General features: G+C 60.1%; 20 protein-coding genes. 18 read left to right on the forward strand and 2 right to left on the reverse strand.

The window, feature by feature from the left end:
* Positions 1-9 precede the first annotated feature (9 nt).
* Genes ACNQ0T_RS16635 through acpT form a run of 14 tightly spaced genes read left to right on the forward strand, consistent with a single transcriptional unit; the run spans position 10 to position 12,271 of the window.
* Positions 10-261: an acyl carrier protein gene (locus ACNQ0T_RS16635; protein ID WP_022649680.1), complete on the forward strand. Its 252-nt coding sequence runs from the start codon at positions 10-12 to the stop codon at positions 259-261.
* Positions 233-832, forward strand: coding sequence for a hypothetical protein (locus ACNQ0T_RS16640; protein ID WP_058645921.1), 600 nt, complete (start codon positions 233-235; stop codon positions 830-832). The genes ACNQ0T_RS16635 and ACNQ0T_RS16640 overlap by 29 nt, the downstream gene beginning before the upstream one ends.
* Entirely contained in the window at positions 825-2,171 is a 1,347-nt protein-coding gene (locus ACNQ0T_RS16645; RefSeq protein WP_417930248.1) for an AMP-dependent synthetase, read from the forward strand. Before ACNQ0T_RS16640 ends, ACNQ0T_RS16645 begins: the two co-directional genes overlap by 8 nt.
* Entirely contained in the window at positions 2,158-2,508 is a 351-nt protein-coding gene (locus tag ACNQ0T_RS16650; RefSeq protein WP_022649683.1) for a (3R)-hydroxymyristoyl-ACP dehydratase, read from the forward strand. The genes ACNQ0T_RS16645 and ACNQ0T_RS16650 overlap by 14 nt, the downstream gene beginning before the upstream one ends.
* On the forward strand, positions 2,499-4,190 hold the full coding sequence (locus ACNQ0T_RS16655) for a glycosyltransferase family 2 protein (RefSeq protein WP_417930249.1): 1,692 nt from the start codon (positions 2,499-2,501) through the stop codon (positions 4,188-4,190). Before ACNQ0T_RS16650 ends, ACNQ0T_RS16655 begins: the two co-directional genes overlap by 10 nt.
* Positions 4,191-4,193: 3 nt before the next feature.
* Positions 4,194-4,616, forward strand: coding sequence for an acyl-CoA thioesterase (locus tag ACNQ0T_RS16660; protein WP_006812302.1), 423 nt, complete (start codon positions 4,194-4,196; stop codon positions 4,614-4,616).
* Complete coding sequence (locus ACNQ0T_RS16665; RefSeq protein WP_108367959.1) at positions 4,613-5,218, forward strand: outer membrane lipoprotein carrier protein LolA; 606 nt, start codon at positions 4,613-4,615, stop codon at positions 5,216-5,218. Before ACNQ0T_RS16660 ends, ACNQ0T_RS16665 begins: the two co-directional genes overlap by 4 nt.
* A complete protein-coding gene (locus ACNQ0T_RS16670) occupies positions 5,187-7,508 on the forward strand; it encodes an MMPL family transporter (protein WP_417930250.1) in 2,322 nt (773 codons plus the stop codon). Before ACNQ0T_RS16665 ends, ACNQ0T_RS16670 begins: the two co-directional genes overlap by 32 nt.
* A complete protein-coding gene (locus tag ACNQ0T_RS16675; RefSeq protein ID WP_023307143.1) occupies positions 7,505-8,083 on the forward strand; it encodes a DUF3261 domain-containing protein in 579 nt (192 codons plus the stop codon). Before ACNQ0T_RS16670 ends, ACNQ0T_RS16675 begins: the two co-directional genes overlap by 4 nt.
* A 1-nt stretch (position 8,084) precedes the next feature.
* A complete protein-coding gene (locus tag ACNQ0T_RS16680) occupies positions 8,085-9,251 on the forward strand; it encodes a beta-ketoacyl-[acyl-carrier-protein] synthase family protein (RefSeq protein WP_276170001.1) in 1,167 nt (388 codons plus the stop codon).
* Positions 9,251-9,724 (forward strand): dehydratase, encoded by a 474-nt coding sequence (locus tag ACNQ0T_RS16685; RefSeq protein ID WP_023307145.1) that lies wholly within the window; start codon positions 9,251-9,253, stop codon positions 9,722-9,724. Before ACNQ0T_RS16680 ends, ACNQ0T_RS16685 begins: the two co-directional genes overlap by 1 nt.
* Positions 9,718-10,449 (forward strand): 3-ketoacyl-ACP reductase FabG2, encoded by a 732-nt coding sequence (locus ACNQ0T_RS16690; protein ID WP_032626847.1) that lies wholly within the window; start codon positions 9,718-9,720, stop codon positions 10,447-10,449. The genes ACNQ0T_RS16685 and ACNQ0T_RS16690 overlap by 7 nt, the downstream gene beginning before the upstream one ends.
* A complete protein-coding gene (locus tag ACNQ0T_RS16695) occupies positions 10,446-11,675 on the forward strand; it encodes a beta-ketoacyl-ACP synthase (RefSeq protein ID WP_045622198.1) in 1,230 nt (409 codons plus the stop codon). Before ACNQ0T_RS16690 ends, ACNQ0T_RS16695 begins: the two co-directional genes overlap by 4 nt.
* A 2-nt stretch (positions 11,676-11,677) precedes the next feature.
* On the forward strand, positions 11,678-12,271 hold the full coding sequence (gene acpT / locus ACNQ0T_RS16700; RefSeq protein WP_022649693.1) for a 4'-phosphopantetheinyl transferase AcpT: 594 nt from the start codon (positions 11,678-11,680) through the stop codon (positions 12,269-12,271).
* A gap of 59 nt (positions 12,272-12,330) precedes the next feature.
* Here the strand turns inward: acpT and ACNQ0T_RS16705 are convergent, their stop codons facing one another.
* Entirely contained in the window at positions 12,331-12,837 is a 507-nt protein-coding gene (locus ACNQ0T_RS16705; RefSeq protein WP_022649694.1) for a phenolic acid decarboxylase, read from the reverse strand.
* A gap of 99 nt (positions 12,838-12,936) precedes the next feature.
* Here ACNQ0T_RS16705 and ACNQ0T_RS16710 point away from each other — a divergent pair, with 99 nt between their 5' ends.
* From ACNQ0T_RS16710 to ACNQ0T_RS16720, 3 genes are all read left to right on the forward strand, one after another.
* Complete coding sequence (locus tag ACNQ0T_RS16710) at positions 12,937-13,818, forward strand: LysR family transcriptional regulator (RefSeq protein WP_023298821.1); 882 nt, start codon at positions 12,937-12,939, stop codon at positions 13,816-13,818.
* A gap of 32 nt (positions 13,819-13,850) precedes the next feature.
* Positions 13,851-14,645 (forward strand): SDR family NAD(P)-dependent oxidoreductase, encoded by a 795-nt coding sequence (locus ACNQ0T_RS16715; RefSeq protein ID WP_417930251.1) that lies wholly within the window; start codon positions 13,851-13,853, stop codon positions 14,643-14,645.
* Between the two features lie 106 nt (positions 14,646-14,751).
* Entirely contained in the window at positions 14,752-15,414 is a 663-nt protein-coding gene (locus ACNQ0T_RS16720) for an HAD family hydrolase (protein WP_063201337.1), read from the forward strand.
* Between the two features lie 83 nt (positions 15,415-15,497).
* On the opposite strand, the gene ACNQ0T_RS16725 is transcribed toward ACNQ0T_RS16720, so the two are convergent.
* On the reverse strand, positions 15,498-16,523 hold the full coding sequence (locus ACNQ0T_RS16725) for a TerC/Alx family metal homeostasis membrane protein (RefSeq protein ID WP_023298822.1): 1,026 nt from the start codon (positions 16,521-16,523) through the stop codon (positions 15,498-15,500).
* Between the two features lie 328 nt (positions 16,524-16,851).
* Between ACNQ0T_RS16725 and ACNQ0T_RS16730 the strand changes: the two genes are divergently transcribed.
* Entirely contained in the window at positions 16,852-18,186 is a 1,335-nt protein-coding gene (locus ACNQ0T_RS16730; RefSeq protein ID WP_023298823.1) for an MFS transporter, read from the forward strand.
* The last annotated feature ends 36 nt before the right edge of the window (positions 18,187-18,222 follow it).

Raw genomic sequence — 18,222 nt, forward strand, 5'->3', positions numbered from 1 at the left:
ATGACCGCTATGACAGAACAACAAACGATTTATCAGGAAGTCTCTGCGCTTCTTATTACGCTGTTTGAAGTCGCCCCGGAGGATATTACCCCTGAGGCACGGCTTTACGAGGATCTGGATCTCGACAGCATTGATGCCGTCGATATGGTAGTGCACCTGCAAAAGAAAACGGGCCATAAAATCAAGCCCGAAACCTTCAAAGCGGTGCGCACGGTGCAGGACGTCGTGGACGTTGTGGAACAGCTTCAGCGCGACGCGTAACGTGCGTTCGATTCCAGTTCTTCCCGCCCTGACGGGGCTGATGCTGCTGGCATGGCCGTTTTTGATCGGCTTTGGGCTGGCAAATAATAGCCTGCACGGGATACTGCCCGTGATGGCGCTGGTGCTGCTGTTACGCGTCTGCCAGGCCCGTCGGCAGGGCGGTCCCCTGCGTTATCTTTTCGTGAGCGTGGCGCTGGCTGGCATAGCGCTTTGCGCGGCGAGCTACGTCCTGCACGCGCACCAGTGGGTGCTGTTTTATCCGGTGGTGGTGAATCTGGTGATGCTGGCGGTGTTTGGCGGTTCGCTGTGGACGGCAATGCCTGTCGTTGAACGGCTGGCGCGCCTGCGTGAACCGGATCTCTCCCCCGTCGGGGTACGTTACACGCGCCGGGTTACCCAGGTCTGGTGCGGCTTTTTTATTATTAACGGGGCGATCGCGCTGTTTACCGTATTACACGCCGATATCCGTCTGTGGACGCTGTGGAACGGGATGATTGCCTATCTCCTGATGGGCACGCTGATGGCCGGCGAGTGGCTGGTGCGACAACGGGTGATGAAAAACGATGCTTAACCCTCTCCCGCTTAGCCAGTGGCTCAGTGCCCCCCGCCCTGACGACACCCCTGTCGCCTGGCAGGACAACCATCTCTGGACGCTTGGCGATCTGCGCCACGATGTCACTCAGCTGGTCGACACGCTGCGTGATGAAGAAGGCGAGCGCTGGGCGCTGTGCATCGAAAACGGCTATCTGTTTATTGTCGCGCTGCTGGCGACGCTGCATGCGGGTAAAACGCCGGTCCTCCCCGGGCACAGCCGGGCGGCACAGCTTAACGAACAGCGGGCGCTGTTCAGCGGCGTCCTGAGCGACACCACGCTCGATTTTCAGGGGCGACAGCTGCGGGTGGCTTCCCTTCAGCGGGCAGGCCATCCCTTTTCACCGCTGCCTGCCATCGATGAGATGCGCACGATCGAGCTTTACACCTCCGGCTCGACCGGCACGCCGCAGCGGGTGAGTAAGCCGGTGGTCAGCCTGGATCGTGAGGCTCGTCTGCTGGCGGAACATTTTGGCGATCGTCTGGCAGGCTGTCACGTCGTCGCTTCCGTGGTGCTGCACCACCTGTATGGCCTGACGTTTCGTGTCGTCTTACCCATGGCGCTCGGCCTGCCGCTGCACGCCAGCCTGCTCAACTATGCCGAGCAGCTCTCTGCCCTTCCCGACAATAAACGCTATCTTTTCATCAGCAGTCCGGCGTTTCTCAAGCGGCTGGACGCGTCACTGACGCCGCCCCCCGTCAGCCTGCTCTTCTCCGCTGGCGGCGCGCTGCCCTGGCAGGAGGTCGCCGCGGTTCAGGCCTGGCTCAACGTCTGGCCGGATGAAATATATGGCAGCACAGAAACGGGGGTTATGGCCTGGCGCTACCGTCAGGAGGAAAGCATCCGCTGGCAGCCTTTCCCCGGCGTGACGTTTCACGGCGATCGCGTGACGTCTCCGCTGATCCCCGAGGCGGAGGGGGTCCTGCTGGATGATATCCTGCACTTCACGGCTGACGGGCAGTTCAGCCTCGTCGGGCGCCGCGGTCGGGTGGTCAAAATTGAAGATAAGCGCATTTCGCTCGATGACATTGAGCGCCGCCTGCTGGCGCTGGACGGCATCCGCGAAGCCGCCGCGCTGACGGTGACGCGCGGCGGGCGCCAGGGTATTGGCGTATTGCTGGTGCTGAATGAAGCGGTGCGTCAGCAACACGAACAGAGCAAAAAAGCGCAGGAGCTCGCCTGGCGTCGCGCCCTTCGCCCCTGGCTTGAACCGGTTGCCGTGCCGCGCTACTGGCGGATCGTTGATGAAATTCCGGTCAACAGCATGAACAAGCGCGTAACTGCGCAGCTACAGGAGTTGTTTCATGAAAATCCCTGAAATCGAACGCCGCGAGCCTGGACCCGGGTATCTGGAGATAACCCTTTATCTTGATCCTGACCTGCTCTGGTTTAAGGGACATTTCGCCGTACAGCCGCTGCTGCCGGGCGTAGCCCAGCTCGACCGGGTGATGCATTACGCCGCCGCGCTGGCGCCGGGCTACCGTTTTCACAGTATTCAGAACGTAAAGTTCGCCGCCCCGCTGTTGCCGGAGAACACGGTCACGCTGCTCCTTGCCTGGCAGCCCGAACGCCAGATGCTGACCTTTAGCTACCAGCGCCATGCGGGTAACGAGCGTCACACCGCCAGCAGCGGGAAGATTCGCTTATGTCAGTAACCTTCCGTCCCTGCGTCCTGATCCCGTGCTACAACCACGGGGCGATGATGGCTTCGGTGCTGGCGCGCCTGGCGCCTTTCGATCTGCCCTGTCTGGTGGTGGACGACGGCAGCGATGAAACCACGCGCCGCACGCTTGAAGCGCTGGCGGCGGATCGTCCGCAGGTCACGCTGCTGCGCCTCGCCGAAAACAGCGGCAAAGGCGCGGCGGTGATGCAGGGGCTGAAAGCCTGTGCCGATCGCGGCTTCACCCACGCCGTTCAGGTGGACGCTGACGGCCAGCACGCTATTGAAGACATCCCCAAACTGCTGGCGCTGGCCGAACGCCATCCCGATGCGCTCATTTCCGGTCAGCCCGTTTATGATGACTCGATCCCCCGTTCGCGCCTGTACGGGCGCTGGATAACACACGTCTGGGTCTGGATTGAAACCCTCTCCCTGCAACTGAAAGACAGCATGTGCGGGTTTCGCGTTTACCCGATAGCGCCGGTAATGCGCCTGGCGGCGGGCACGCCGCTCGGCAGGCGGATGGATTTTGATACTGAAGTGATGGTGCGCCTCTACTGGCAGGGCAACACCAGCTATTTTCTGCCCACCCGCGTGACCTATCCGCCGGACGGGGTATCCCATTTCGATGCCCTGAAAGACAACGTGCGCATCTCGTTGATGCATACCCGTCTGTTTCTCGGCATGCTGCCGCGCATTCCTTCCCTGCTGATGCGTCGCCGCTCGCAGCACTGGGCGCAGCAGCAGGAGGTGAAAGGATTATGGGGCATGCGCCTGATGCTGCGCGTCTGGCAGTTGCTGGGGCGAAAGGCGTTTACCATCCTGCTGTGGCCGGTTACGGCCGTCTACTGGCTGACCGCCCGCGCTGCGCGTCAGGCGTCGCAGCAGTGGCTGACGCGGGTTAAAACGGTGATGGCACAGCGGCAAATGCCGCAACCCGCACGGCTTAACAGTTTTTCCCACTTCCTGCGCTTCGGTCATGCCATGCTGAACAAAGTGGCCAGCTGGCGCGGCGAAATGAAGCTTCATCGCGATCTGGTCTTTGCGCCAGGCGCGCAGGAGGCGCTGGGTCTTGACGATCCTCAGGGCAAACTGCTGCTCGCGTCGCATCTTGGCGATGTGGAAGCCTGCCGGGCGCTGGCCCAGCGCGAAGGGGCGAAAACCATCAACGCGCTGGTCTTTAGCGACAATGCTCAGCGTTTTAAACAGGTGATGGAGGAGATGGCGCCGCAGGCGGGCATTCACCTGATGCCGGTCACCGACATTGGCCCGGAGACCGCCATCCTCATTAAAGAGAAGCTGGATCGCGGCGAATGGGTGGCGATCGTGGGCGATCGGATCTCCGTCACCCCGCAGCGCGGCGGCAGCTGGCGGGTGATATGGAGCGAATTTATGGGCCAGCCCGCGCCGTTCCCGCAGGGACCGTTTATCCTGGCGTCCCTATTGCGCTGCCCGGTGGTGCTGATTTTTGCCCTCTGCCAGCAGGGAAAGCTGACCCTGCACTGCGAGCCGTTTGCCGACCCGCTGCTGCTGCCGCGCGGCGAACGCCAGCAGGCGCTACAGCAGACCGTCGATCGCTATGCGCAGCGGCTGGAGCATTACGCGCTCTTGTCGCCTCTCGACTGGTTTAATTTTTTCGATTTCTGGCAGCTGCCAGAGGTCAACGAGAAGGAGTAAAGGGTGCTGACCGATCCCCGCTTTACGGCTGAAGTTGAAATCACCGTTCCGTTCCACGACGTCGATATGATGGGCGTGGTGTGGCACGGCAACTATTTCCGCTATTTTGAGATTGCCCGCGAAGCGCTGCTCAACCAGTTTGATTACGGCTATCGCCAGATGAAAGCGTCCGGCTACGTCTGGCCGGTGGTGGATACCCGGGTGAAATACCGCGACGCGGTGACCTTCGAGCAGCGCATTCGCGTCCGCGCCCATATTGAAGAGGTTGAAAACCGTCTGCGCATCGCCTATCAAATCTTCGACGCGCAAACCGGGAAACGCACCACCACCGGCTACACCATTCAGGTGGCCGTGGAGGAAGCAAGCCGGGAGATGTGCTTTGTCAGCCCGGCCATTCTGTTCGAACGCATGGGGATCGCGCCATGAAGTGGATAACGCTACTCGCGCTGCTGGTAAGCCCGCTGGTGAACGCGGTCACGCTGGATGAACTGCAACAGCGGTTTGCAGAGCAACCGGTGGTGCGCGCACACTTCGAACAGATCCGCACGATCAAGGACATGCCTCAGCCCCTGCGCTCGCAGGGGGAGATGCTGATCGCCCGTGACAATGGCCTGCTGTGGGATCAAAAAGCGCCGTTCCCGATGACGCTGCTGCTGGATGACAAACGGATGGTGCAAATCGTCAACGGTCAGCCGCCGCAGACCATTACCGCCGACACTAACCCGCAGATGTTCCAGTTCAACCATCTGCTGCGGGCGCTGTTCCAGGCCGACCGCAAGGTGCTGGAAGAGAACTTCCGCATCGATTTCAAAGACCTGGGCGAAGGCCGCTGGTCGCTGGTGCTGACGCCCGTTACCACGCCGCTGGACAAGATTTTCTCCACCCTTGATTTGAAGGGCGCGATCTATCTGGAATCCATTCGCCTGAACGATAAGCAAGGCGACACGACGGATATCGCCCTCTCCCGCCACCAACTGACGCCCGCCCGCCTGACCGATGCAGAACGCCAGCGCTTTGCCGCACCGTAACGCCCTGCGCCCGGCGCTGCTGTGGGCCGCGGTATGCCTGATCCTGCTGGGCGTGCTGCTGTCGCTGCTGCCCGGCGCGCGGCTGAACAGCAGCGTGCTCGCCATGCTGCCGAAACAAACGCTCGGCGCGATCCCTCCCGCCCTCAACGACGGATTTATGCAGCGCCTCGACCGCCAGCTCATCTGGCTGGTCAGCCCCGGTAAACAGCCGGACCCGCGCGTGGCGCAGCAGTGGTTAACCCTGCTGCAACGCAGCCAGGCGCTGAGTGTCGTAAAAGGTCCGCTGGACGCCGCCGGGCAACAGGCCTGGGGAGATTTCTTCTGGCAGCACCGCAATGGCCTGGTCGATCCGGCCACCCGCGCCCGCCTGCAAAACGGCGGTGAAGCGCAGGCTCAGTGGATCCTGTCCCAACTTTACTCCGCCTTTTCCGGCGTGAGCGGCAAGGAGCTGCAAAACGATCCGCTGATGCTGATGCGCGGCGCGCAGCTCGCGCTGGCGAAGAACAGCCAGAAGATGCAGCTGATGGACGGCTGGCTGGTGACAAAAGATGCGGCCGGGAACTACTGGTATCTGCTGCACGGCGAGCTGGCGGGCTCGTCGTTTGACATGCAGCAAACCCACCAGCTGGTGACCACCCTCAACGCGTTGCAGCAGACGCTGAAAAGCCAGTATCCACAGGCGCAGCTGCTCTCGCGCGGGACGGTGTTCTACAGCGATTACGCCAGCCAGCAGGCTAAAAAAGATATTTCCACGCTCGGCGTCGCCACGGTGCTCGGGGTGATCCTGCTGATTGTGTCGGTGTTTCGCTCCGTGCGTCCGCTGCTGCTGAGCCTGCTCTCCATTGCCATCGGCGCACTGGCGGGGACGGTCGTGACGCTCCTGCTGTTCGGTGAGCTGCACCTGATGACGCTGGTGATGAGCATGAGCATCATCGGCATCTCGGCGGACTATACGATTTACTACCTCACGGAGCGGATGGTGCACGGCGCGGAACACTCACCCTGGCAAAGCCTGGCAAAAGTGCGTAACGCGCTGCTGCTGGCGCTGCTGACTACCGTCGTGGCGTATCTCTTCATGATGCTGGCCCCCTTCCCCGGCATTCGTCAGATGGCGGTGTTCGCCGCCGCAGGGCTGAGCGCCTCGTGCCTGACGGTAATTTTCTGGCACCCGTGGTTGTGCCGTGGCATGCCGGTTCGCCCGATCCCCCTGAGAGGGATGATGCAGCGCTGGCTGAACGCCTGGCGCGACAGCAAAGCCCTCTCCGTCGGGCTGCCGGTAGCACTGGCGCTGCTCTCCGCCATCGGGATCGCCAGCCTGCGGGTGGATGACGATATCGCCCGACTTCAGGCGCTGCCGCAGGACATTCTGGCGCAGGAAAAAACCATCACCGCCCTGACCGGGCAAAATGTCGATCAGAAGTGGTTCGTGGTGTATGGCGCGTCGGCTCAGGAAACGCTGGAGCGGCTGGAGGCGTTTGCCCCGGCGCTGGCGCTGGCGCAAAAAGCCGGAGAATTAACCCGCTGGCGCACCCTGCCGCTGAACTCGCTGGCGCGGCAGAACAGCGATCTGCAACTTCTGCGTAACGCCGCGCCGACGGTGACGAAAATGCTGCAAAGCACGGGGCTGAATGCCGTCGCCCCGAATCTGAACGCCATGCCTGTCAGCGTGGAGGCGTGGCTCGCCAGTCCGGCCAGCGAGGGCTGGCGTTTGCTGTGGCTGACGCTGCCGGATGGCAAAAGCGGTGTGCTGGTCCCGGTCGATGGCGTCAGAAACAGCGCTGCGCTCGGTGAGCTGGCCGCCCGCCATCCCGGAGTCGTCTGGGTTGACCGTAAGGCCAGCTTCGACAGCCTGTTTGCACTCTACCGCGCGCTGCTGACGGGGCTGCTGGGCGTGGCGCTGGCGGTGATAGCCTGCGGCGCGGTGGTGCGCCTCGGCTGGCGAAAAGGGCTGGTGGCGCTGGTGCCGTCCGTGCTGTCGCTGGGCGGCGGGCTGGCGGCGCTGGCCGTGACGGGCCATCCGGTGAACCTGTTTTCCCTGCTGGCGCTGGTGCTGGTCCTCGGCATTGGCATCAACTACACGCTGTTTTTCAGCAACCCGCGCGGCACGCCGCTGACCTCCATGCTGGCGATTACCCTCGCCATGATGACCACCCTACTGACGCTGGGGATGCTGGTGTTCAGCACCACTCAGGCCATCAGCAGCTTTGGCATTGTGCTGGTGAGCGGTATCTTCACCGCGTTCCTGCTCGCCCCGCTGGCGATGCCGACTAACAAAGAGAACTTACCATGACCCGTTTCATTCGCCTGGCGGCAGTGATGATGGCCCTGTTGCTGGCGGGGTGTAGCCATACGACGAACCGCGATGACGCGCGCCCTCAGGCCTGGCTCCAGCCCGGCACCCGCGTCACGCTGCCACCGCCGGGCATCACGCCTGCCATCCGCGCGCAGCAGTTGCTTACCGGCAGTTTTAAAGGCCAGACCCAGTCGCTGCTGGTGATGCTGAACGCCGATGGCGATAAAGTGACGCTTGCCGGCCTCTCCTCCGTCGGGATCCGCCTGTTCCTCGCCACCTACGACGACACCGGGATCCACACCGAGCAGTCGGTTGTGATGCCGCAGCTGCCGCCCGCCAGCCAGGTGCTGGCCGACGTGATGCTCAGCCACTGGCCGCTCAGCGCCTGGCAGCCGCAGTTGCCGAAAGGCTGGACGCTGAACGATACTGACACCAGACGCGAACTGCGCAACCCCGATGGCAAACTGGTCACGGAAATTGCCTACCTGAACCGTAACGGCAGGCGCGAACCGATTAGCATTGTGCAGCACGCTTTTCACTACCACATCACCATTCAATATCTGGGTGACTGAGATGATTTACCTTTCTGCCGTTGGCATGGTCAACGCGCTCGGCAACTCGGCTGATGAAATAGCGGTAAACCTGAACGCTGGCGTGGCCCCCGGGATGCGCCAGCGTGCGGGCTGGCTACAGGGCTTACCCGAGGCCGTGCTGGGCGGGGTGGAGGGTGATCTTCCCCCTGTTCCCGGGTCTTTTTCTGCGCATCGAAGTCGCAACAACCAGCTGCTGCTGGCGGCGCTGGCGCAAATCCGGCCCGCCGTCGATGCGGCCATTGCGCGCGTGGGGCGCGACCGCGTGGCGGTGGTGCTGGGCACCAGCACCTCCGGACTGGACGAGGGTGATGAGTACGTGCGCCGCGCGCAGAACGGCGAGCGCAGTCCGCAGTGGCAATATCCGCAGCAGGAGCTGGGCGATCCGTCGCGCTTTCTCGCCAGTTGGCTTGCGCTGGACGGCCCGGCGTATACCATCTCGACCGCCTGCTCCTCCAGCGCACGGGCGATCATCAGCGGTCGACGCCTGATCGACGCCGGTCTGGTGGACGTCGCCATCGTCGGCGGGGCCGACAGCCTGAGCCGAATGCCGGTCAACGGCTTCAACAGCCTGGAATCCTTCTCCCCCACCCTGTGCGAACCGTTTGGCCGCAACCGTCGGGGGATCACCATTGGCGAAGCGGCAGCACTGATGGTACTGACCCGCGAGCCGGGCGAGATTGCGCTCCTGGGCGCGGGGGAATCCAGCGATGCGTACCATATTTCCGCCCCACATCCGCAGGGCGAAGGGGCGATCCGCGCCATCACCCAGGCGCTGAACGAGGCGGGCATGACGGCGGCGGACGTCGGTTATATCAACCTGCACGGCACCGCCACGCCGCTGAACGATCGCATTGAGGCGCAGGTGATCCACGATCTCTTTGGCGACCGCGTGCCGTGCAGCTCCACGAAACATCTTACCGGCCACACGCTGGGCGCCGCCGGGATCACCGAGGCCGCCCTGAGCTGGCTGATCCTGACCCGAGACCTGCCGCTGCCGCCGCAGGATTTTTCCCGCTACGCGCCGGACGACACCCTGCCCGCCTTCGGCCTACTGCACCAGAGCGCACCGCTGAATAAACCAGTGATCCTGTCAAACTCCTTCGCGTTTGGCGGCAACAACGCCAGCCTTCTGCTGGGGAGAGTATGATGCGCTACTTACCACCCGGGGATTATCTTCCTCACGACACGCCGATGCTGCTGCTTGAGAGCGTGGAAAGCGTCACCGATGACCGCGCCGTTTGCAACGTGACGGTGAACGATCGGGGCGTTCTGGCGCCGTTTCTGGACGCAGGCGGCAACCTGCCCGGCTGGTTTGCGCTGGAGCTGATGGCTCAGACCGTGGGCGTCTGGTCTGAATGGCACCGGATGCAAAAAGGGCTGCCGCACTGTGCGCTGGGTATGGTGCTGGGCGCGCGCGAGCTGGTGTGCGACGCAGGGCATTTTGCCGCAGGCAGCACGCTGATCATCACCATCGAACGTCTGATGCAGGATGAGCGCTTTGGCAGCTTCGAGTGCACCATTCATGCGGATAATATTTCCCTCGCCACGGGCCGCGTGAATACCTTCCAGCCGAGCGAGGAAGAATTAACCACACTTTTCAACCAGGGAACACCATCATGAGATCCGTACTGGTCACCGGCGCCAGCAAAGGCATTGGCCGCGCTATCGCCCTTCAGCTTGCGGCGGACGGTTTCACCGTCGGCGTGCATTACCATCGTGATGAAGCGGGCGCGCAGGAGACGCTGGAGGCGATTGTTCAGGCAGGCGGCGCGGGCCGTTTACTCACCTTTGACGTGGGCAACCGCGAGCAGTGCCGTACGGTGCTGGAACAGGCGATCGCTGACCACGGCGCGTGGTATGGCGTGGTCAGTAACGCCGGTATTACCCGCGACGGCGCATTTCCGGCGCTCAGCGACGATGACTGGGACAGCGTGATCCACACCAATCTCGACAGTTTTTATAACGTCATTCATCCCTGCATTATGCCGATGATCGGCACCCGCAAGGGCGGGCGGATCATCACCCTGTCGTCGGTGTCAGGCATTATGGGCAACCGTGGGCAGGTGAACTACAGCGCGGCGAAAGCCGGGATCATCGGCGCCACCAAAGCGCTCGCCACCGAGCTGGCAAAACGCAAAATCACCGTCAACTGCATCGCGCCGGGGCTGATTGATACCGGTATGATCGAGATGGATGAAGCCGCGCTGAACGCGGCGATGTCGATGATCCCGATGCAGCGTATGGGCCAGGCCGAGGAAGTGGCCGGGCTGGCGAGCTACCTGATGTCGGATAAAGCAGGCTATGTGACGCGACAGGTGATATCGATCAACGGAGGCATGCTATGACCCGCCGGGTAGTGATTACGGGCATGGGCGGCATCACCGCATTCGGCGAGGACTGGCCGACCATCTCGCGCCGTCTGCGCGAGTATGAAAATGCGGTGCGTACCATGACGGAGTGGCAGGCGTATGACGGCCTGCAAACCCTGCTCGCCGCGCCGATTGAAGATTTCACCCTCCCCGCTCACTATACCCGTAAGCGCATTCGCGCCATGGGCCGCGTGTCGCTGCTCTCAACCCGCGCCACCGAGCTGGCGCTGGAGCAGGCGGGACTGATCGACAACGCGGTGCTGACCAACGGTCAGACCGGCATCGCCTACGGCTCGTCGACGGGCAGCACCGGGCCGGTCAGCGAGTTTGCCTCCATGCTCACCGAAAAGCACACCCACAACATCACCGGCACCACCTACGTGCAGATGATGCCGCACACCACGGCGGTGAATACCGGACTGTTCTTTGGCCTGCGCGGACGGGTGATCCCCACCTCAAGCGCCTGTACCTCTGGCAGCCAGGCGATTGGCTACGCCTGGGAAGCGATTCGTCACGGCTACCAGACCGTGATGGTGGCAGGCGGCGCGGAAGAGCTGTGCCCGTCGGAAGCGGCGGTTTTCGATACCCTGTTTGCCACCAGCCAGCGTAACGACGCGCCCAAAACCACGCCGTCGCCGTTTGACGTTCAGCGCGATGGCCTGGTGATTGGCGAAGGGGCGGGCACGCTGGTGCTGGAAGCGCTGGATCACGCCAGAGCACGCGGGGCGACAATCTATGGCGAGATCGTGGGCTTTGCCACCAACTGCGATGCGGCGCACATCACCCAGCCCCAGCGTGAAACCATGCAGGTGTGTATGGAGCAGTCGCTGGCGATGGCGGGTCTTAGCCCGCAGGACATTGGCTACATTTCTGCCCACGGCACGGCAACCGATCGCGGGGATATAGCCGAGAGTCAGGCGACCGCCGCTATTTTCGGCGACAGCGTGCCCATCTCATCCTTAAAGAGCTATTTCGGCCATACCCTGGGTGCCTGCGGCGCGCTGGAAGCCTTGCTGAGTCTGCATATGATGCGGGAGGGCTGGTTCACGCCGACGCTCAATTTAAGACAACCGGATGAGCAATGCGGCGCTTTAGATTATATTATGGGGGAAACCCGCCCGATTGATTGCGAATTTATTCAGAGCAATAACTTTGCCTTTGGCGGCATTAATACCTCGATAATCATTAAACGCTGGGCGTAACTATGTACCAGTTTGTACTGGGAAAGATCTCCACCCTTAGCGCGGACCCGCTGGCGTCAACGCTCGCAGACATGGCACCTCAGGGTGCGCGATACGCTTCCTGGCTTGCAGGCCGGACGCTGCTCGCCAGAACTTTATCCCCCTCACCGCTTCCCGAGATAATCTACGGCGAGCAGGGAAAACCGGCCTTCGCTAACGGCCATCCGCTGTGGTTTAACCTGAGCCACAGCGGGGACGACATTGCCATGCTGATAAGCGATGAAGGCGAGGTTGGCTGCGATATCGAAGTGATCCGCCCGCGGGAGAACTGGCAGGCGCTGGCGAATGCCGTTTTCAGCCTCACCGAGCATGACGAGCTGGAGCGTGAAGCGCCGGAAGAACAGCTTTCCGCATTCTGGCGCATCTGGACGCGCAAAGAGGCGATCGTCAAACAGCGTGGCGGCAGCGCGTGGCAGATTGTCAGCATTGACAGCACCGCCCAGTCGCTCCCGGTCAGCCAGCTTCGCTTCGGCTCGCTGAGCCTGGCGGTCTGTACTCCTACGCCTTTCACCTTAACGGCAGAATCGGTGACTTACTCCGGTATTTCTGCGGCATAAAAAACGGCCATTCCGGTTAAAACCGAAATGGCCGATGCGCATTTAACGCGTTGCTAAGCTTATTTTAAATTATCAGGAAAGTTTTTTGGCAACTCGCTGGCAGCACACGCAATAACGCTATCGTCATTCGCACCGCAGTCGCGAACAAAAGTAATCGTCGCAAATTCATCAATCACTTCGGTTGGATACGCTGGCCCGGCATCACGGTAGCTGTTCATCAGCGGAATGTGATCGTTCTGGAAGCAGACGGTTTTTTCCGGATTATTCATGACCCAGCGTGGGAAGAAGATGGTGCCGTGGAACAGGCGGTCGCCCAGGTTCACAATCAGGCTCACGTCGGTACCGGTTGGCTCCGTCCAGGAAATTTTATAGATGCTTTCCCCGACGCGGACAATGTAGGCCTGCTGATCTTTCACCCAACGATTGCCCACCAGACCACTGTGAATACGGTAGTCGAGCGTGTTCTCGTTTTTAACGTAAATTTCGTAGTTCCAGCCATTGTCGTAGGTATATACCAGATGTTTGCCGACGAAGCCGCTTAAATCATGTTTATCGAAGGTGCTCATAAGATGTCTCCTTTGTTTTGATGAGACGATCGTACCCCTTCAAAAAATGAATGAATAACGCTATGTTTGAATCAAATTCATCCAAAATTTAGATTAATCATGCACAAGACGACGCTCGAACAGTGGGCCTTGCTGGAAAGAGTCATCGAGGCTGGCAGCTTCGCTAAGGCGGCGGAAGAGACCCATCGCAGCCAGTCCTCGGTCAGCTATAACCTGTCGCTTTTGCAGGAGCGGCTGGGCGTAGCGCTCCTGATGACAGAGGGACGCCGTGCCGTGCTGACCCCGGCGGGTGAGCTGTTGCTGAACCAGGTTAAACCGCTGCTGAAAGCCTTCGCCTATGTTGAAACGCGCGCTGCGACCCTGCGCAGCGGGATGCGAACCCGTATCGACCTGATGGTAGACAGTATTTTTCCGCGCAGCCGGCTGTTCGCGATTTTGCGCCAGTTTCAGCAGCTGTACCCGCAAACGCAGGTGCGGCTTACCGAGGTGCTGGAAAACAGCCGCGCAGATGCGCTCAATGATGAGGCCGACGTGATGGTCTTAACCCGCCGCCAGGACATTACCGGCCTGGGCGAATGGCTGATGAATATCGATTTTGTTGCCGTCGCGCATCACGCGCACCCGCTGTTTGCGCTGGATACACCGCTTAACGACGAGATGCTTCGACCGTGGCCGCGCATTCAGATCGCAGACAGCCAGCCCACCGTTCGCCCCACCGGGGAGTCGTGGACATTCTCCACCATCGATGCCGCGATCGAAGCAGTGATGTATCAGGTTGGATATGGCTGGTTACCGGAAGAACGCATTCAGACCCCGCTCCAGCAGGGCATCCTCAAAATCCTGCCCCTCAGCCACGGCGTTCGACGCGCCACGCCGCTGCACCTCATCGTTAAACGCTCCCTCAGCCCGCTGGACGAGCAGGTTGAGACGCTGTTGCGCCTTTTTAAACAGGAGCCGTCATCGTCAACTGCTACGCTTTAAGTTTTGAACCATAAAACGACAAGGAGTGAACGATGAAAATCGATTTAACGGGGAAAGTAGCGCTGGTGACCGCGTCCACCGGCGGTATTGGGTTTGCCATCGCCCGCGGACTGGCGGAGAGCGGTGCGGAAGTGATCGTCAACGGGCGCAGCATCGACTCGGTGAACAAAGGCATTCAGGCGCTCCAGCAGGTGGTGCCAGGCGTACAGGTCCGTGCCGCCATCGCCGACCTGAGCTCGCAGGAGGGCGTTGACGAACTGCTCAGGGTCGCCACGCACGTCGATATTCTGGTGAATAACGCCGGGATCTATGGCCAGCAGGATTTTTATTCCACCGACGACGAGACCTGGGAACGCTACTGGCAAACCAACGTGATGTCCGGCGTGCGCCTCTCCCGTGCCCTGCTTCCCGGTATGGTACAAAAAGGCTGGGGTCGGGTAGTGTTTATCTCGTCAGAATCGGCCTGCAATATTCCTGCGGATATGATCCACTATGGCGTGACAAAAACCGCCCAGCTTTCGCTGGCGCGCGGTCTGGCGAAGTTCGTGGCAGGCAGCGGCGTCACGGTGAACAGCGTGCTGCCGGGCCCGACAATGTCGGACGGTTTTGCCGCAATGATGAAAGACGAGATGGAGAGAACCGGCAAATCGCTGGAGCAGCTGGCGAAAGCGTTCGTGATGGAGAATCGCCCCAGCTCGGTTATTCAGCGCGCCGCAACGGTAGAAGAAGTGGCGAATATGGTGGTGTATGTCTGTTCCATGCAGGCCTCCGCGACTTCCGGCGCGGCGCTGCGCGTTGACGGTGGCGTGGTGGATGACATAGTTTGACCCGTCAGCCCACAGGTTCGAGAAAAAATGAGATCGGATAGAAGGACTGTGAAGATAAAGCAGGTAAACTAGTGAACAGAATGTGTATTTCAGCTAAGACGTATTTATGACCAATATGATTGCCGACGAAGCCGTGGCAAAGTCCAGCGTGCTCTCTGTCTTTGACTTTGATGGTACGTTGACGCACCACGACAGTTTTATTCCGTTCCTGCGCTTTGCCTTTGGCAAGCGCTACTTTGCGGGTCGCCTGGTGCGCATGGCCCTGCCTACGCTGCACTGCGTGCGTCGCAAGCTGACGCGTGATGAGCTGAAAGAGGTGTTGATCAAAACCTTCCTGACGGGGGTGGATGAGCACTGGTTACGTCAGCAGGCAGAGGCCTTCTGTGAAAAATACTGGAACAAGCTGATGCGCCCGGAAGGGGTCATGGCTGTCGCCAACGAAGTTAATTCCGGTGCGGAAGTGACGATTTGCTCCGCCTCCCCGGCGCTGGTATTGCAGCCGTGGGCCGATAAGCTCGGCATTAAGCTGATTGGCACGCAGCTGGAAGTGAAAGACGGCAAGCTGACCGGGCGGATCACCGGCAACAACTGCCGCTGCGCGCAGAAAGTGGCGAGGCTGGAAAAGGTGTATGGCGATCTGAACGCATATCACCTGCGCGCCTGGGGCGACACGCGTGGCGACCACGAGCTGCTGGCGGCGGCGCAGGATCCGCACTGGCGCCATTTCCATCATCCGCGCAAGCGCCGAAACTCACCGATAATAAAGTAGCCTTTTGCCGGGTGGCGGTTGCGCCTTACCCGGCCTACATCCCAGTCGTAGGCCCGGTAAGCGAAGCGCCACCGGGCGATACATCAGGCCTCACGTTTCCCCGGGAACATCACGCTCGCAATAATCCCCAGCGCCAGTACCCCCAGCACCACAAACAGGCTTGCCGTGGCACCGATGTTATAACCGTGATGCCAGAAGTGATCGGTCGCATTCAGCCCCAGCTTGAACGCCACGAAGAACAGCAGTAACACTACCGCTTTCTCAAGATGCACCAGATACTGCTTCAGCGCTTCCAGCACGAAGTAGAGGGTACGCAGGCCGAGGATTGCGAACATCATGGCGCTGTAGATAATCAGCGGCTCGCGGCTGACGGCAATGATCGCGGGAACGGAGTCGAAGGCGAACATCACGTCGGACAGCTCTACCACCGCCACGCAGAGCAGCAGCGGCGTCGCGTAGCGCTTCGCCTTCTTCACACGACCTACCATCACATCCTTGTTTTCAGGCTTCTCCAGCTCGGCGTCCACCTCTTTTTGGGTCAGGATAAACGCGTGGCTGCTGATTTTTGGCCAGACCGGATAGAAGCGTTTTACCAGGCGGTACGCCAGATGGTTGGAGTAATCCTCGACTTCATCACTCTCTTCATTGCGTTTCAGCATCATCACCGCGGTCCAGCCGACGACCAGCGCAAAAATCACCTCAACGTATGGCCCCAGGCTTAGCAGGCTGGTGCCGATGGCAACAAAAATACCGCGGAACACAATCGCCCCCAGCACGCCCCAGTAGAGCACGCGGTGACGATACTTATCCGGCACGCCGAACCAGGCGAAGATCGCCATCATCACAAACAGGTTGTCGACGGAGAGCACCTCTTCCAGTGCATAGCCGGTGAGGAACAGACTGGCCATCTCCGCGCCGTGGTGCACGTATAAGAAGCCAGCAAACGCCATCGCCATCATGACCCAGAAGATGGACCACATGGCCGCGCTTTTCAGCGAGATCGGTTTATCGTGACGGTGCATGAAGAGGTCGATAAACATCGCCCCAACGGCCATCACCACAAAGACAACAACGGTTTCCGTCGGGAAACCGAGATGAGCAGCAGACATAGACAACCCTTTTAAGAAGACAAAACACAACACCATGCAGGCTGGCGTAAACCAGAAGTGAGAATGGGGGAGCGTGTTATTCGCCTATACCCCACAAAACCGCAGCGCTTTGGCTGCGCAAGGTGTGTACTTTACCTCACAACGGGGGGTGGCGCATCTGTCGTTTAGGCTCACGAGGTAAAGCCCGTTAACTGTGAGTCACGTCTTATTTACATCATTTAAACCTTCCATTAACTGGATAAAAAGAAGGCGCCGACGCTATAGTGGTTTTGTTTAATAAAACCGAGTTGTACCTGATAAAACCAAGAACAGACCCTGCGAGGAACACATGACAGAACATATTCGTAATGGCATTGCCGCCACTGAGGACATAGAAAGAGAGACTATGCGCAAGGTGATCTGGCGTATCCTCCCGTTTCTGATAGTCAGTTATCTGGTCTCCATTATCGATCGCGGCAATATCGGCATGGCTTCGCTACAGATGAATGAGGATCTCGGTCTCAGCAAAGCGGCGTTTGGCTTCGCCAGTAGCCTCTATTTCGTGGCGTATTTTCTGTTTGAAGTTCCAAGCAATCTGGCAATGCAGAAAGTTGGCGCACGTCTGTGGATCCCCCGCATTATGATCAGCTGGGGGGTGGTATCCATGTGTATGGCACTGGTACAAAACACGACGTCGCTTTATATCGTGCGTTTTCTGCTGGGTGCCGCGGAGGCGGGCTTCTTCCCCGGCGTCGTACTCTTTCTGACCTGGTGGATCCCTTCCCGCTACCGTGCGCGAATTATCGCGTCCTTTATGGTCGCGATCCCGCTGGCCAATTTTATTGGCTCGCCGCTGTCCGGGTTGATTCTGTCGCTGGATGGATGGCTGGGTCTGCGCGGCTGGCATCTGCTGTTTATCATTGAAGGTTTACCCGCCGTCCTGCTGGGTATTGCCGCCTGGTTTGTTCTTCGCGATCGTCCGCACCAGGCTAACTGGCTTAACGCGGAACAGAAAAAATGGCTGGAAACGACGCTTGAAACCGAGCGTCAACAGCAAAAAAATATCGGACACCAGACGACATGGCAGCTGCTCAGGCATCGTCAAATCTGGCTGCTGGCGCTGATTTACGCAGGCGCGTCATCAGCGGGCACCACCATCAGCGTCTGGTCACCGCAGCTGCTGAAATCGTTCCACCTGGATAATCTGGAGACGGGTCTGTTCAACGCCATTCCTTACGGTCTGGCATCCGTACTGATGATTGTGTGGGGACGCAGTTCGGACCGAACCAACGAACGCCGCTGGCATACCGCTCTGACCCTTTTCATTATTGCCGCAGGCGTATTTGCCGCCTTTGTCAGCGTCTCTCTTTCCGCCACCATTGTTATCCTGAGCATCATGCTGATAGGGGCGTATTCAATGAAGGGGCCTTTCTGGGCGCTGGCGTCAGGCTGGATGAGCAGCACGTCGGCGGCTGCGGGCCTGGCTGCAATTGGCGCCATCGCTAACCTTATCGGCGGTGCGGTGATGGTCAACGCTTACGGTATTATCAACGAACGGACGGGTAGCCACACGCTGGCCATGCTTCCTCTGGCGGCGTTATGCGTCACGGGGGGTATCGCGGTATTGGTGATGGGACGCCAGGCCAGCAATGCTCAGTTGCATGAAAAGCAGGTCACCCATTAGACATAACAAAAGCGGGACGCACGTCCCGCTTTATGC

The organism is Enterobacter cloacae complex sp.6700776 (assembly GCF_048284255.1).
Taxonomy (GTDB): domain Bacteria; phylum Pseudomonadota; class Gammaproteobacteria; order Enterobacterales; family Enterobacteriaceae; genus Enterobacter; species Enterobacter intestinihominis.